The organism is Kitasatospora viridis (assembly GCF_007829815.1).
Taxonomy (GTDB): Bacteria; Actinomycetota; Actinomycetes; order Streptomycetales; family Streptomycetaceae; genus Kitasatospora; species Kitasatospora viridis.
Map to the genome: position 1 here is coordinate 4,146,873 of NZ_VIWT01000001.1, position 14,441 is coordinate 4,161,313.

Consider the following 14,441-nt stretch of genomic DNA (forward strand, 5'->3'; position numbering starts at 1 on the left):
CATGGTGAACTGTCCCTGAGCATAGTTATGGCGAACAGTAGTTATGGCCAATAAGTAAGTAGGAGTGGACGATGACCACCAAGACCGTGCTGGTGACCGGGACCTCCTCCGGAATCGGGCTGGCCACCGCCGTGGCACTGGCCGAGGCCGGCTGGCACGTGATCGCCACCATGCGCGACACCGGCAAGGCCGGCGCGCTGCTGGCCGCCGCGGGCGAGCGCGCCAACCTGGAGGTCCGCGCGCTGGACGTGACCGACCCGGCCTCCGTCACCGCCTGCCTGGACGGCCTGGACCGGCTGGACGCGGTCGTCAACAACGCCGGCGCCGGCCACGTCGGCACCCTGGAACTCGACTCGATCGAGGAGGTCCGGGGCGTCATGGAGGTCAACTTCTTCGGCGTGCTCACCGTCTCCAAGGCCGCCCTGCCACTGCTGCGGGCGAGCGGCGGCCGGCTGCTCACCGTGACCAGCGTCGGCGGCGTGGTCGGCCAGCCGTTCAACGAGGCCTACTGCGCCGCCAAGTTCGCCGTCGAGGGCTACCTGGAGTCGCTGGCCCCCGTCGCCGCACAGCAGGGCGTCACGGTCAGCGTGATCGAGCCGGCCGCCGTGGCCAGCGAGTTCGTGGCCAACGTCGGCGGGATCGGCCCGGAGCTCCAGCAGGACGAGCGCTACGGCAAGCCGTTCCAGTCCTACCTGGCCCACGTCCAGGGCGCGTTCGCCGCCGCCCAGCCGGTCCGCGAGGCGGCCGAGGTCATCGTGGCCACCCTCACCGCCGAGCAGCCGCCGTTCCGGGTGCAGACCTCCGAGCGCGCCAAGGCGGTCGCCGCCCTCAAGCTGGCCGACACCGACGGCTCCGCCGTCCAGGCCGTGACCTCCGCCTGGATCGCCTGAGCCGCTCGCCCGTCCGCCCGACATGCGGGCCGGTGCGACCGGTGACATGTTGGTGACTGCCCAGGTCGGACGAACCGCGAGGAGGAGACATGGGCATGATGGACAGGATCAAGGAGATGCTCGGCGGCCACAGCGACAAGGCCGCCCAGGTCGAGGAGGCCGCCCGGCAGCGTGCCGCCGACGCCGGCCAGCAGGCCGCCGATCACATGCCGGGCCCGGCCGCAGACGCCATGCGCAACATGTCGAGCAAGGCCGCCCCGGGCAACGAGGACCAGGTCGAGCAGGCCAAGTCCGACATGACCGAGGAGGGCGGCCACGAGTGGGAGCGGTGACCGGCTGACCGCGGCAGCGGACGGGGCGCCCCGGAAGGGGCGCCCCGTCCGCTGCCGTCCGCCCGCTCAACCCCGCGGCGGCAGCGGTGGCCGGCGCAGGTCGGGCCGCGGGGTGCCGGCCGGCGGGGGAGCCGCCGCCGGGTGCTCGCGCAGCAGCTCCAGCGCCACCCGGACCGCCTCGGCCAGCTCGGTGTTGCGCCCCGCCGCCCAGTCCGCCGGGCCGCGCAGCACCCGGATGTCCGGCGCCACCCCGTGGTTCTCCACCCCGAAGCCGTAGCCCTCGGTGAACCAGGAGGCGTTGGCCGGGATCTGGATCTGGGTGCCGTCGCCCAGCACGTGCCGGCCGATCGTGCCGACCACCCCGCCCCAGGTGCGCCGCCCGACCACCGGGCCCAGCCCCAGCAGCTTCACCGCCAGGATGATCACGTCGCCGTCCGAGCTGGTCGCCTCGTCCGCCAGCGCCACCAGCGGGCCGCGCGGCGCGTGGCTCGGGTAGCGCACCGGGCGGCGGCCCCGGGTGTGGTCCCAGCCCAGCACCCGTCGGCTGAGCTTCTCCAGCACCAGCTCGGAGACGTTGCCCCCGGCGTTGCCCCGCACGTCCAGCACCAGGGCCGGCCGGTCCAGCTCGCGCCGCAGGTCCCGGTTGAACTGGGCCCAGCCCGAGCCGCCCAGGTCGGGGATGTGCAGGTAGCCGCAGAGCCCGTCGCTGAACTCCCGCACCAGCGCCCGCCGGCGGGCCACCCAGTCCTGGTAGCGCAGTGGGCGCTCGTCGGTCAGCGGGGTCACCGCGACCCGGCGCACCGGGCCGTCGCCGCGCCGGAAGGCCAGCTCCAGGGTGCTGCCGCCGGCCCCGGCCAGCAGCGGGGCGGGGCCGCGCACCGGGTCCGGCGGCCGGCCGGCCACCGCCACCAACTCGTCGCCCTCGCGCACCTGGTGGCCGGCCAGCGGGGCCCGGGCCCGCGGGTCGGAGGTCTCGCCGAGCAGCACCCGGCCGAGCAGCCAGCGCCCGTCCTCGGCGTGCCGGATCGAGGCGCCGAGCAGCCCGATCGGCTGCTGCACCGGCGCCGGGCCCTCGCCGCGCCGGGCCGGCGTGACGTAGGCGTGCGAGGTGCCCAACTCGCCGAGCAGCTCGCGCAGCAGGTCGGCGAAGTCGTCGGGGGAGGCGATCCGGTCCAGCAGCGGCTCGTACTGGGCGACCAGGGCCGGCCAGTCCAGGCCGCCCATCCCCTCGTCCCAGAACTGGTCGCGGACCAGCCGGGCAGCCTCGTGGAAGGACTGCCGCCACTCCGGGCCCGGGTACACGGTGTGGGTGATCCGGCGCAGGTCCACCGGGACCGCCGCGCCGACCAGCGGCAGCAGCTTGAGCAGGCCGGAGGAAAAGGTGGAGACCGCCGAGCCGTCGCCGGCCACCGCGAAGCCGTCGACCTGCTCCTGCAGCGTCGAGCGGGTGGCGGAGGTCAGGTCGAAGTGCTCCAGCGAGGGGCGGCCCGAGGTGTCCGAGGGGCTGGCGAAGGTCTGCCCGAGCGCGCCGGAGATCGGCCAGCGCAGCCAGACCAGGCCGCCGCGGACCGCCGCCGGGGTGGAGTACTTGGAGGCGATCACCGGGAACGGCACCAGCCGGTCACCGATCCCCTCCGGGTCGACCAGCACCGTGCCGTCGCCCGGCGCCGGGTCCGGCTCGTCGCCGACCGGCGCGGCGAACGGTGACGGGGTGTCGGCCGCCAGCGGCACCAGGTACGGGCGGCAGCCGAGCGGGAAGGAGAGGTCGCCGGTGTGCACGTCGTGCACCGGGTCGAAGCCGCGCCAGGAGAGGAAGACCAGGTAGCGGCCGTCCCGGGTGAAGACCGGCTGCTCGTCCTCGAACCGGCCGTCGGTCACGTCCAGCGGCAGCGCCTCGGCCCGGTCCAGCCGGAGCAGCCGGATCCGGCGCAGCGAGCGGCCGGCCACTGGCTGCGACCAGGCCGCCCAGCGGGAGTCCGGCGAGCAGGCCAGGCCGCGGATCGGGCCCCAGGCGGACCGGGCCAGTTCGCGCACCGCGCCGTCGCCCGCGTCCACCAGCAGCAGCCGGCCGTCGTCGGAGGCCACCAGCAGGGTGCCGCCGTCCGGGCTGCTGACCATTTCCAGCACCCGGCCGAGCCGCCCGGCGGCCAGCCGGCGGGCGTCGCCCCGGGCGGCGGAGCCGGGCAGCGGGGCCAGCTCCAGCGCGTCCTCGCCCTCCGCGTCGGTGACCCAGGCGACCTCGCCGGTGCGGCCCAGCACGGCGGGCAGCCGCGCCCGCACCCCGGGCGTGTCGGCCAGCGCCCGCGCCGGGCCGTCGCGGTGGGTCAGCCAGTACAGGCTGCCCCGCACGCCGACCACGCCGGTGCGTCCGGTGGCGTCGCAGACCAGGTCGTTGAGGAACCGGGAGGCGGTCACCTGGTAGGGGCGGCGCCCGGTGCGGGAGCCGCCGAGCGGCACCTCCAGGCGGCGCGGCGCGGGGGAGTCGAGCCGGTCCAGCAGCCAGACGTCGCCGGCGTGCTGGTAGACCACCCGGCGGCCGTCGGTGCTGGCCTCGCGGGCGTAGAAGGTGTCGTGGTCGGTGTGCCGGCGCAGGTCGGAGCCGTCGAGGGCGCAGGAGTAGAGGTTGCCGATGCCCTCGTGGTCGGAGAGGAAGGCGACCCGGTCGGCGACCAGCATCGGCGAGGAGAGGTGGCCGGGCAGGTCGGGCAGCAGCAGTTCGCCGTCCAGCCAGAGCCGGCCGGTGGCGCCGCCCCGGTAGCGCTTCCAGGCGGCCGGCTCGTGCGGGGCGGCGCCGGTGAGCAGCAGGGTGTGCTCGGCCGTCACCTGGACGTCGCGCACCGGCCCCCAGGGCTCGCGCCGGCCGGGCGCGCCGTTCAGCGGCAGCGCGTGCGCCCAGGTGTAGTGGGCGAACGGCTCGTGGTAGGAGGTGACGGCCAGCACCTCGCCGTCCGGCAGCCAGCCGCGCACCCGGGTGTCCTGGCTGCCCCAGTAGGTCAGCCGGACCGACGGGCCGCCGGTGCTCGGGGCCGTCCACACCTCGGGATTGAGCGCGGCCCAGGAGGTCCAGGCGACCGTCGCGCCGTCCGGCGAGAGGCGGGGGTGGGAGACCCGGGTGCGGTCTGCGCTGAGCCGCCAGGCCCGTCCTGACACACCGTCGGGGGAGAGCGGGGCCAGCCAGACGTCGTCCTCGGCGGTCAGTGCCAGCAGGTCGCCGCGCAGGTGGGGGAATCGCAGGTAACCACTCACAGGCCCATCCTTTGGTGCGCCCCGGGACCCGGCAAACGGAGCGGCTCAGGCCGGGCGCTCGCAGCCGGCCGGCCAGATCTCGTGCACCCAGAGGCCGGCCCGGCGGGTCAGCGCGGCGATCCGGGCGGGTTCGCCGTCCGACCCGCCGTCCCAGACCGCGACCAGTTCGTCGATCATGCCGACCAGGGCCCGCCCGAGGTCGTCGCCGAGGCCTCCGCGTTCGGCCGGGGCGAGCCGGTGCACCGCCGTGGCCCCGCGGGCCAGCTCGGTGTCCGGCAGTGGGCCGGCCGAGGCGGGCAGCACCACTTCGACCTTGCCGCCGTGCTCCCGGACCGCCTCGGCGAACCAGGTCTCCGGGCCCGGGCGCAGCGCGGTCACCCCGACCAGCTCGTAGGGGCCGTAGGTGGTGATCAGCCGCCACAGTTCGCCGCGGACCAGCAGCTCGGTGACGTCCGACAGCCCCTGGTACCCGGTGATTCCGACTCGCATCTCGTAGCCCTCCGTTCAGGGCCGTGCCGCCGGCCAGGATAGCGGCCGCGGTCGGCGTGGTGCGACGGGAAACGCCTGAGGGGCTCCTCGCTGCTGCGAGGAGCCCCTCAGGGTGTCTGTGCGCCGCCAGGGACTCGAACCCCGGACCCGCTGATTAAGAGTCAGCTGCTCTAACCAACTGAGCTAGCGGCGCCTGCTGACACCGAGAACAGTACCTGGTCGGGGCCGGAATCACCGAATCGGGGCCGGTGACGCGGGTGGTGCGGCGTGGTGGACCGAAGTGTTGGTTTGTCATATCTACACTCGTTCTGTCCGTTCGAGTGGGGTGGAGGGTGCGAACCGGTGGGCCAGCTGTCGTTGCTCTTCCTGGTGCTGCTCGCCTCGGTGGTGACCGTGCCGTTGGCCCGCAAGTCCGGCATCCCGCAGCCGGTGCTGATGACCGTGCTCGGGCTGCTGATGGCGATCGAGCCGCAGATCCCGAACGTCGCGGTGGAGCCCGAGCTGATCCTGCCGCTGGTGCTGCCGCCGCTGATCTTCGCGGTCGCCCGGCGGGCCTCGCTGGCCTACTTCCGGGCCAACGTCACCTCCATCCTGCTGCTCGCGGTCGGCCTGGTGGTGGTCACCACCACCGCCGTGGCCGGCACCTTCCACGCCCTGCTGCCGGCCCTGCCGACCGCCGCCGCGGTGGCGCTGGGCGCCCTGGTCTCGCCGCCCGACCCGGTGGCCGCGGTCGCGGTGGCCGGCAGCGTCGGGCTGCCCCGGCGGCTGGTCGCGGTGCTGGAGAGCGAGGGGCTGTTCAACGACGTCACGGCGATCGTCATCTACTCGCTGGCCGTCTCGGCCGTGGTGGACGGCGACTTCTCGGTGCCGCACGCGCTGTTGAGGTTCGTGCTCTCCGCGGTGATCGCGGTGGCGGTCGGCGGGGCGCTCGGCTGGCTCAGCACCAAGATCTCCGGGCTGCTCGACGACCCCACCCTGCAGGTCGCGCTCAACCTGCTGGTGCCGTTCGCCGCCTACACGCTGGCCGAGGAGGCCGAGGGCTCCGGGGTGCTGGCCGTGGTGGTGGTCGGGCTCTACCTGGCGGACCGGGCCGCCGACGCCGACGACGTGGCCTACCGGCTGGTCGGCACCGCCTTCTGGGACATCGTGGAGACCCTGATCACCGGCGTCGCCTTCGGCCTGATCGGGCTGGAGCTGGCCACCGTGCTCAAGGACGTCGGCACCGGCTGGCACGCCATGCTGGGCGACGCGGTCACCGTGATCGCCGTGGTGGTCGGGGTCCGGCTGCTCTGGCTGCTGCCCGCCGCCTGGGTCTCCAAGCGGATCACCCACGGCGAGGAGGACGTGCCGCTCAGCTGGCAGGAGACGGTGGTGCTCTGGTGGTCCGGGATGCGCGGGGTGGCCACCGTGGCGCTGGCCCTGGCCATCCCGCTCACCACCCACGGCGGGCACCCGTTCCCCGGGCGCAGCCGGATCGTCTTCATCGCCTTCTGCGTGGTGCTCTTCACCCTGCTGGTGCAGGGGCTGACGCTGCCTTGGCTGGTCAAGCGGCTCGGCATCGACCCGCACCTGGACCGGCGCGAGCAGCAGGAGCGGATGCTCTGGTGGCGGGCGGCCAGGGCCGCGCTGGTGCGGCTCGGGGAGCTGGAGCAGGAGGACCGGCTGCCGGTGGAAATCGTGGAGAAGCTGAGGGAACGCCAGCATGACCGGCTGGCGCGGCTGTGCCCCGAGCAGTACGAGGAGGAGGAGGCCGAAGAGGCCCGCCAGCGGGTCGGCAACCTGCGCCGACTCCGGTTGACGGAGCAGGAGTTGCTGGCGGCCTCGCGCCGCGAGATGGTGCAGGCGCGCAGCGAGCCGGGGGCCGATCCGGAGCTGGTGGACCAGGTGCTGCGCGGTCTGGACCTGCGCTCCGAGCGGAAGTGACGGCGCCCCGTCAGCTGCCGCTGGCACCGCGGGTGCTGACAGTTCCGTAGGCTTGGCGCGGTCGAGCCGCCAAGCAGCACGTCGGCGCTGACCGGACCCGTCCCTCCGGGCCCGAAGCACCGCTTCCCAGACCGAACCACGAGGAGAGACCGATGCCCCAGTCCCCCGCCGGCGGACGGATCCCCCTGGACCGCACTCCGCAGTGGGCCGCACTCGGCAAGCACCGGGCGGAGCTCGGTGACACCCACCTGCGCGAGCTGTTCGCCCAGGACCCGCAGCGCGGCAGCCGCTACACGCTCCAGGTCGGGGACCTGTACCTGGACTACTCCAAGCACCTGGTGACCGACCGGACCCTGGAGCTGCTCCGGGACCTGGCCGAGGCGGCCGACGTGGCCGGCCTGCGGGACGCGATGTTCCGCGGCGAGAAGATCAACGTGACCGAGGACCGCGCCGTGCTGCACACCGCGCTGCGCGCGCCGCGGGGCGCGGTGATCGAGGTGGACGGCGTCAACGTGGTCCCCGAGGTGCACGCCGTGCTGGACAAGATGGCCGGCTTCGCCGGCCGGGTGCGCAGCGGCGCCTGGACCGGCCACACCGGCAAGCGGATCCGCAACGTCGTCAACATCGGCATCGGCGGCTCGGACCTGGGTCCGGCGATGGCCTACGAGGCGCTGCGCTCCTTCGCCCAGCGCGACCTGAACCTGTTCTTCGTCTCCAACGTGGACGGCGCCGACCTGCACGAGGCGGTCCGCGGCCTGGACGCGGCCGAGACGCTGTTCATCGTCGCCTCGAAGACCTTCACCACGATCGAGACGGTCACCAACGCCACCTCGGCCCGCAGCTGGCTGCTGGAGCAGCTGGGCGCCGGCCAGGAGGCGGTGGCGAAGCACTTCGTGGCGCTGTCCACCAACGCCCGGGGCGTGGCCGACTTCGGCATCGACGTCGAGAACATGTTCGAGTTCTGGGACTGGGTCGGCGGCCGCTACTCCTACGACTCGGCGATCGGCCTCTCGCTGATGATCGCGATCGGCCCGGCGCAGTTCCAGGAGATGCTGGACGGCTTCCGGTTGGTGGACGAGCACTTCCGCACCGCCCCGCTCGCCGAGAACGTGCCGTTCCTGCTCGGCCTGCTGGGCCTGTGGTACGGCCAGTTCTTCGACGCCCAGTCGCACGCGGTGCTGCCCTACTCGCACTACCTCTCCAAGTTCACCGCCTACCTGCAGCAGCTGGACATGGAGTCCAACGGCAAGTCGGTGCAGCGCGACGGCGAGCCGGTCAACTGGACCACCGGCCCGGTGGTCTGGGGCACCCCGGGCACCAACGGCCAGCACGCCTACTACCAGCTGCTGCACCAGGGCACCAAGGTGATCCCGGCCGACCTGATCGGCTTCGCCCGCCCGGTCGCCGACCTGGCCCCGGGCCTGGTCGCCCAGCACGACCTGCTGATGGCCAACTTCTTCGCCCAGGCGCAGGCCTTCGCCTTCGGCAAGACCGAGGAGGAGGTCCGGGCCGAGGGCACGCCCGAGTTCCAGGTGCCGCACCGCACCTTCAAGGGCAACCACCCGACCAGCGTGCTGCTGGCCGACGAGCTCACCCCGTCGGTGCTCGGCCAGCTGGTCGCGCTCTACGAGCACAAGGTGTTCGTGCAGGGCGCGATCTGGAACATCGACTCCTTCGACCAGTGGGGCGTCGAGCTCGGCAAGGTGCTGGCCAGGAAGATCGAGCCGGTGCTGCTGACCGGTGAGGGCGGTGGGCAGCTGGACAGCTCCAGCGCCGCCCTGGTCGCCAAGTACCGCGAGCTGCGCGGCCGCTGACGGACCACCGCCCCGCCGCCCGGCGCCGTGTGCCCGGGCGGCGGGGCACCCTGACGGCACGTGAGGGACGGCGGGTGAGGTGCGGGAAACGCCTGAGGGGCTCCTCGCTGCTGCGAGGAGCCCCTCAGGGTGTCTGTGCGCCGCCAGGGACTCGAACCCCGGACCCGCTGATTAAGAGTCAGCTGCTCTAACCAACTGAGCTAGCGGCGCCTGCTGACACGGAAGACTCTAGCAGCGGCCCCGGGCGGAGCCCAAATCGATAAACCTCAGGCGGGGGAGAGCGGCAGCAGCTGGGCCGGGCGGGCGACCAGGGGCTCCCGGGTGCGGGAGGGCTCGGGGAGCGACGCCGGGCCGCCGCGGGCCGCCCGGACGCAGGCCCAGAGCACCACGCCCGGCCCGGGCAGCCAGGGTTCGCGGCCGTCGGGCGCGACGATCCACCGGCTGTCCGGCGTGCCGGCCGCGGGCGTGCCGGCCGCCCGGCGCACCGGCGGCACGGTCACCGCGTCGCCCAGGCCGTGGCAGAGCAGCGGCGGCACGTCCCGGGCCCACTCCTCCCAGGCCAGCAGGGTGCGCAGCCGGTGCGCGGCGCCGGGCTGGACGAAGAGCAGGGTGCGGCCCCGGTAGCCGGCCACCGGGCCGCACCCCGGGCCGGAGGCCCACAGCTCGTCCAGCACCCGGCGGCCGAACAGCCCCGGCATGCTGATCACGTCGAAGGCGCGCCCGCAGGGCAGCACCGCCGGGGCCCAGGGGCGCGCCTCCCAGAGCGCCCGCATGCTCCCGGGGTACTCACTGGCCGAGGCGAGCCAGGCCTCGCCCGCCTCGGTGAGGCAGGCCACGGATTGGTAGGTCCAGGTGTCCACGAGCAGCAGGGTGCTCCCGGTGGCGGACCGGGTGCAGCGAAAATCCGATTCGTCGGACAGCGGGGTGCCGCGCGGCGTAGGGTTTCCCGCCGCATATGCCAGCGGCGCGCGACTGCCGCCGCGCTACTCGCTGGGCCGGCGCTGTTGCAGCAGGCCACGGCCGTGCTCGACCATCCGGACCGCGTAGTCGGCGGTCCAGTCGGCGCGGGCGGCGACCTCGGTGGGGGAGAGCGCGTCGAACCGGCGCGGGTCGGCCAGCTGGGCCGCCGCGATCGCCTGGTAGTCGGTCGCCCGCTCGGCCGCGACCCGGAAGGCCAGGGCCAACTCGGTCGAGCGCCGCAGCAGTTCCGCGGGGTCCTCGATGCTCTCCAACTGGAAGAAGCGCTCCGGCTCGGCCGCCAGCGTCTCCGGCTCGAAGAGCAGCGGGGCGGGACGGAGCTTGCGGGGCGGATCTTGATGGTCAGGCATGGGCGGGCACCTTCGGGACGGGAGGGACGGTTGACCGGACGAGCTGGCCGCCGTCCATTGTCGCTCCTGGCCCGCCCACGCGGAACGGTGCTCGGTCCGGCGCTCTGCGGCCCCGCACGCCCCTCGGCGCACCGTGCGGTCGGGTCGACCGCGGACCGGTGGCCGGCCGGCTCAGAGCCGCACCCGGTGTTCCACCAGCTCGGCCAGCACCCGGTGGTTGGCCTCCCAGCCGTCCGGGAACTGGGCGCCGACCCGCTCCAGCAGCGGCACCACCTCGCGGCCGATCCGGCTCTCCCAGCCCTGCGGGATCCGCACCGCGCTGCCCAGCTGCACCGGATCGGTGGCCGGGTGCTCGTCCAGCAGTTCGGGGATGCCGGCCCGGGCCACCACGATGCAGGCGTGCCGGTGCCTGGAGGCCAGCACGCAGAGCCGACCGGTCTCCAGGTGGAAGGCGGTGGCGTCGTGCCGGCCGGAGAGCGGGTGCAGCACCACGGTGACGTCGTACTCCCGGCCCTGCAGCCGGTTGGCGGTGTCCACGGTGACCGCCTGGCCGGCCGTGCCGTCCACCGGGATGCCGAGCGAGGCGAGCGCGGCCCGCACCGCCGCCGCCTGGTCGCGGTGCGCGGTGCCGACGGCGATCCGGTCGGCGGTGAGCGGGCGGTGGCCCTGCTCGGAGGAGGCGGTCAGCGAGCGCTCCAGCAGCCGGCGCACCGTGGCGGCGACCACGGCCACCGCCTGCGGGTCGGTCCGCACGGTGTGCCGGGCGGGCAGCTCCAGCAGCGACCAGCCGTACTCGGCGGCCTCGTCGATCGCCGCGTCCACCGCCGAACCGTCGGCCCGGGCGGCGGGCACCAGCAGGCGGTCGCCCGGACCGGTGCCGGCGCGGAACGGCGTGTAGGGGTAGAAGGCCTCGGAGATCAGCGGCGCGGCCGTGGCCGGCAGCCGCCAGGAGACCGGCAGCCGGTGCGGCTGGATCGCCGGGTTGTGCGCGAGCAGGGTGACCACCGCACTGTTCGACGGGTCGTGCGACAGGCCGCTCCACTGCTCGGTGCCGACCACGGTGAACGGGTCCAGCTGGCCCGGGTCGCCGACGAACAGCGCCCGCTCGAACAGCCGGGCCACCGCCAGCAGCGCGTCCGAGCGCATCTGGTAGGCCTCGTCCACGATCGCGTGCCGCCAGGGCTCGACGTCGCGCACCCACTGCCACTTGGCGGCGGTGGCCACCACCACGTCCAGCCCGAGCAGGTCGGCCGGCTTGCCGGAGGCGGTCACGTTGGGGTGGCGCAGCGCCTCGGCGGCGGGCAGCGCGTCCGCGCCGTGCAGCCGGCCGATCGTCATGTCCGGCGCCTTCTGGGCCAGTCGGTCGACCAGGTCGTCCACCTGACTGTTCGTCTGGGCCACGATCATCAGCCGCTCGCCGGAGCCGACCAGCTCCTGCGCGGCCCGCACCACCAGGGTGGACTTGCCGGCGCCGGGCGGTGAGTCCACCACCACGCCGCGCGGGGCACCGGGCGCCGGGCGCACGGTGGCGTCCAGGATCGCGGACACGGCGGCGTCGGCCGCCGCCCCGGGATCGGCGAGCGCGGTGGTGTCGAGGAAGCTCACAGTGCTGGTCATGCCCACTCTTCGGCGACGGCAGTCGAACTCTGGACGGCGGACGGCGGGCCACCATGTGTCCACGGGGTGTCGTCCGGCTCCGGCAGCGGGGCCGACTGACGCGGCGTCAACTCGAAGAGGGTGAACAGGACCTGCTCGCCGACCTCGGGCAGGGTGCCCGGCTCCGGGTCCCGCTTGCGGCCCATGCCGTTCAGCACCCGGAGCGTCAACACCCCTGGCTCCGGGCCGACTTCGACCACCCGGGCCTTCTGTGCGGTGGCCCCGCCGACCCGGTGCGCCTCCACGCCCAGCTCGGCGTGCGGCCGGTCGGCGGTGCGCAGCACCAGCAGCGGGCGCGGCTTGGGGGAGCGGCCCGAGGTGTCCCAGTCCGGCACCACCTCGACCACCTCGGCGGTGAACGCCTCGCCGGCGAGGCGCCGTTCGGCCATCGCCAGCGGATCGTCCAGCGCCTCCTGGACGTCCAGGCGGACCTGCTCGCGCTCGCGCTGGGCCAGCTTGCGGGCGGCCGTCACCGCGTCGTCCAGCCGGGGCTGCGGGGGCTCGCCGGCGGCCAGTCGGTCCCGGTGGCCGGTGAAGGACCAGCGGTCGCCCTCCCAGCGCTCGGCCAGGTGGGCGGCCGGCGGCAGCTCGCGCAGCAGGTCCAGCCCGCGCCAGACGTCCCGCCAGGTGGGCAGCAGGATGGCGAGCAGGGCCGCACGCAGCTGCTCGACGCAGCGCTCCACCGGTTCGCCCGGACCGCCCTGGCGGCGCACCGTGAGCGCCGCATCGAACCGGGCGATCGCCGGGGCCAGCACCTTCTCGTCGAACCGGGGATCGGTGGCCGGGCCGGCCGGCGGGTGGGTCAGCTGGCCGTGCTCGTCCCGCTCGGTCTCGGCCAGCTCGGCCGCCTGCGCGCCGGTCAGGCCCTGCGGCGGGTGGTGCCAGGCGAGTTGGGCGGCCAGGTGCTGGTCCTCCAGCATCGACTGGCCGGTCGCCCAGTGCCGGGCCAGCAGGCCGGTCATCGGCAGCAGCAGGCTGGAACCGGGCACCTGGGCGCGGTCGGTGAAGTGGGTGAGCCAGCGGCCGAGCAGCGGCACCCGGGCCGGCGCGGGGTAGGGGCCCGGGTCCGGATCGGCCGCGGTGCGGCGGAACCGGGTGGCCCGGCCGAGCAGCGCCAGGTGGCGGACCCCGCCCGCGTTCGGCACCAGCAGCTGCGGCGCGTCGGCGCACAACTCCCGGACCACGGTGGTCTTCTCGCCGGTCACCGGGTCCTTCTCGGTGCCCTCGACCGGCTCGGTCGCAGTGGCGAAGGGCTCCAGGTAGGGCAGCAGGTCGTCGGCGAAGGCGGTCAGGAACTCGGTGCGCAGCTCGCGGTTGAGCGGCTGCGGCACCAGGTGCAGCCGGGGCGCCTCGCGGTCGGTGCCGAGCAGCACGGCCAGCGGCGCGCCGTCCTGCGCCGCGCTGGCCAGCGGTACCAGCACCATCGGGCGCTCGCCCAGGTGGCGGTGGCGCACGGTGGCCAGCGGCTCGGCCCGGCCGCTGCGCACCGCCTCCAGCCGGGCCAGGGTGGCGAGCAGGCTCATCGGGTCGCCCCGGCCAGGGCTTCGGCGCGCAGGCGAGCGGCGAACCGCAGGCGCTCGGCCGCCTCTCCCCCAGCCTTCGGCCGGGAGGGGCCCCCATCTTCCGGTTCGGTCCCGGCGGCGGCGCAGAGTGCCTCGCCGACCGTGCGCAGCTCGCCGAAGTCGGCGCGCACGCCCCGGCCCAGCTGCTCCAGCGAACCGGTCGCGCGGGCCTGCGACCGGCAGTGGAAGCCGAGTTCGCAGCTGGACAGGCACTCGGGCCCGTAGGTGGCCGGCACCGCGTCCACCGCCTCGGCCAACTCGGCCGTCGGGCGAGTGGGTTGGCCGGCCCCGTCGGGCGCCAGGTCGAAGCTGAGGCCGGGCGGCAGCGCGTCGAGCAGCTCCTCGATCCGCGTCAGCCGGCCCAACTGGCGCCGGGTGGTCGCGAGTTCCCGCCGGACGTCGATCGCGGCGGCGGTCGGCCGGCTGCCGAAGTCCAGCGGGCAGACCAGCAGCACGGTCAGCTCCGGCGCGCCGGGCACGCCCGGGTCGGGCAGCCGGCGGCGCTCCTCGGGCACCCCGGCGGCCTGCTGCAGCGCCAGCACGTAGACCGCGGCCTGCCGGGCCGCGGCGCCGACCTTCGCCGGGTCGGCCGAGCCGTCGAGCACCGGGAAGGACTTGATCTCCACCACGGTGCACCGGCCGCCCTGCACCACCACCGCGTCCGGCTCCAGGTAGGCGGGCGCGCCGGCCACCTCCAGGCGCAGCATCGGGTGGTCCAGCAGGGTCCAGCGGTGCGGGTCGGCCAGCGAGGCGCGGACCGCCTCCGCGAGCGCCTCGGCGGTCCGGGCGGCGCGCACCGCCGGGCTCGCGCCGGGCAGCAGGTCGGGGGTCGCGAGCCGGTCCGCGTCGTGCTCCGGCAGGCCGAGGTGCCGGCGCAGCGGGGTGAGCAGCCCCGCGCACTCCTCGGCCTTCAGCCGGGCCTCGAAGACGGTGCCGCGGGCGATCGCGAACGGCGAGCGGCCGAACGGCGCCGGGCGGCCGAGCCGGCCGGCCACCGCGCCCTTGTCCACCCCCGCGGCGTCCAGCAGGGCCCGGCGGCGGCAGCCGGGGTTGGCGGCCAGGGCGGCCAGCGCGCGGGCGTCCAGGCCGCGCTGCTCGGCCCTGCCGCGCAGCGCGGCAAGCCGCCGCGCGGGTTCTGCGAGCGAGACGTTCATGGTGCTCGCCAGTGTCGCATCCGGCACTGACAGACCCGACAACCCGG

11 protein-coding genes and 2 tRNA genes are annotated in these 14,441 nt (G+C 74.9%); 4 read left to right on the forward strand and 9 right to left on the reverse strand.

Going from position 1 to position 14,441, the window contains the following annotated elements; translation table 11 throughout:
* Window positions 1–71 precede the first annotated feature (71 nt).
* Together FHX73_RS18590 and FHX73_RS18595 are read left to right on the forward strand one after the other, a co-directional pair.
* A complete protein-coding gene (locus FHX73_RS18590; protein WP_145906058.1) occupies window positions 72–890 on the forward strand; it encodes an SDR family oxidoreductase in 819 nt (272 codons plus the stop codon).
* Window positions 891–985: 95 nt separating this feature from the next.
* A complete protein-coding gene (locus FHX73_RS18595; protein ID WP_145906059.1) occupies window positions 986–1,222 on the forward strand; it encodes a hypothetical protein in 237 nt (78 codons plus the stop codon).
* Window positions 1,223–1,288: 66 nt separating this feature from the next.
* On the opposite strand, the gene FHX73_RS18600 is transcribed toward FHX73_RS18595, so the two are convergent.
* The 3 genes from FHX73_RS18600 to FHX73_RS18610 all read right to left on the reverse strand — a co-directional run bounded on the left by FHX73_RS18600 (window position 1,289) and on the right by FHX73_RS18610 (window position 5,150).
* A complete protein-coding gene (locus FHX73_RS18600) occupies window positions 1,289–4,468 on the reverse strand; it encodes a S41 family peptidase (protein ID WP_246213591.1) in 3,180 nt (1,059 codons plus the stop codon).
* 45 nt (window positions 4,469–4,513) lie between these two features.
* Window positions 4,514–4,957 carry a hypothetical protein gene (locus tag FHX73_RS18605; RefSeq protein ID WP_145906060.1) on the reverse strand — a complete coding sequence of 148 codons (444 nt, stop codon included), beginning with the start codon at window positions 4,955–4,957 and terminating at the stop codon, window positions 4,514–4,516.
* Between the two features lie 119 nt (window positions 4,958–5,076).
* A tRNA-Lys gene (locus FHX73_RS18610) sits at window positions 5,077–5,150 on the reverse strand.
* 149 nt (window positions 5,151–5,299) lie between these two features.
* Here FHX73_RS18610 and FHX73_RS18615 point away from each other — a divergent pair.
* The gene (locus FHX73_RS18615) at window positions 5,300–6,880 is read left to right on the forward strand and encodes a Na+/H+ antiporter (RefSeq protein ID WP_145906061.1); all 1,581 of its coding nucleotides are present in this window, start codon (window positions 5,300–5,302) and stop codon (window positions 6,878–6,880) included.
* Window positions 6,881–7,032: 152 nt separating this feature from the next.
* Window positions 7,033–8,694 (forward strand): glucose-6-phosphate isomerase, encoded by a 1,662-nt coding sequence (pgi, locus tag FHX73_RS18620; RefSeq protein ID WP_145906062.1) that lies wholly within the window; start codon window positions 7,033–7,035, stop codon window positions 8,692–8,694.
* A 136-nt stretch (window positions 8,695–8,830) separates the two neighbouring features.
* On the opposite strand, the gene FHX73_RS18625 is transcribed toward pgi, so the two are convergent.
* The 6 genes from FHX73_RS18625 to FHX73_RS18650 form a co-directional block, all read right to left on the reverse strand.
* Window positions 8,831–8,904, reverse strand: a tRNA-Lys gene (locus FHX73_RS18625).
* A gap of 56 nt (window positions 8,905–8,960) precedes the next feature.
* Window positions 8,961–9,554, reverse strand: a complete 594-nt coding sequence (locus FHX73_RS18630) for a bifunctional DNA primase/polymerase (RefSeq protein WP_145906063.1) — start codon at window positions 9,552–9,554, stop codon at window positions 8,961–8,963.
* Window positions 9,555–9,677: 123 nt separating this feature from the next.
* Window positions 9,678–10,022, reverse strand: coding sequence for a hypothetical protein (locus FHX73_RS18635; protein WP_145906064.1), 345 nt, complete (start codon window positions 10,020–10,022; stop codon window positions 9,678–9,680).
* Window positions 10,023–10,193: 171 nt separating this feature from the next.
* Window positions 10,194–11,639 carry an AAA family ATPase gene (locus FHX73_RS18640; protein ID WP_145906065.1) on the reverse strand — a complete coding sequence of 482 codons (1,446 nt, stop codon included), beginning with the start codon at window positions 11,637–11,639 and terminating at the stop codon, window positions 10,194–10,196.
* A complete protein-coding gene (locus FHX73_RS18645) occupies window positions 11,636–13,201 on the reverse strand; it encodes a hypothetical protein (RefSeq protein WP_145906066.1) in 1,566 nt (521 codons plus the stop codon). Before FHX73_RS18645 ends, FHX73_RS18640 begins: the two co-directional genes overlap by 4 nt.
* The gene (locus tag FHX73_RS18650; protein WP_145908380.1) at window positions 13,198–14,394 is read right to left on the reverse strand and encodes a hypothetical protein; all 1,197 of its coding nucleotides are present in this window, start codon (window positions 14,392–14,394) and stop codon (window positions 13,198–13,200) included. The genes FHX73_RS18645 and FHX73_RS18650 overlap by 4 nt, the downstream gene beginning before the upstream one ends.
* Between the last annotated feature and the right edge of the window lie 47 nt (window positions 14,395–14,441).

Coding starts and splice junctions, on each gene's coding strand:
- FHX73_RS18635 (WP_145906064.1), bottom strand. CDS start 10,022: ATGCCTGACCATCAAGATCCGCCCCGCAAGCTCCGTCCCGCCCCGCTG.
- FHX73_RS18650 (WP_145908380.1), bottom strand. CDS start 14,394: ATGAACGTCTCGCTCGCAGAACCCGCGCGGCGGCTTGCCGCGCTGCGC.
- FHX73_RS18605 (WP_145906060.1), bottom strand. CDS start 4,957: ATGCGAGTCGGAATCACCGGGTACCAGGGGCTGTCGGACGTCACCGAG.
- FHX73_RS18595 (WP_145906059.1), top strand. CDS start 986: ATGATGGACAGGATCAAGGAGATGCTCGGCGGCCACAGCGACAAGGCC.
- pgi (WP_145906062.1), top strand. CDS start 7,033: ATGCCCCAGTCCCCCGCCGGCGGACGGATCCCCCTGGACCGCACTCCG.
- FHX73_RS18590 (WP_145906058.1), top strand. CDS start 72: ATGACCACCAAGACCGTGCTGGTGACCGGGACCTCCTCCGGAATCGGG.
- FHX73_RS18640 (WP_145906065.1), bottom strand. CDS start 11,639: ATGACCAGCACTGTGAGCTTCCTCGACACCACCGCGCTCGCCGATCCC.
- FHX73_RS18645 (WP_145906066.1), bottom strand. CDS start 13,201: ATGAGCCTGCTCGCCACCCTGGCCCGGCTGGAGGCGGTGCGCAGCGGC.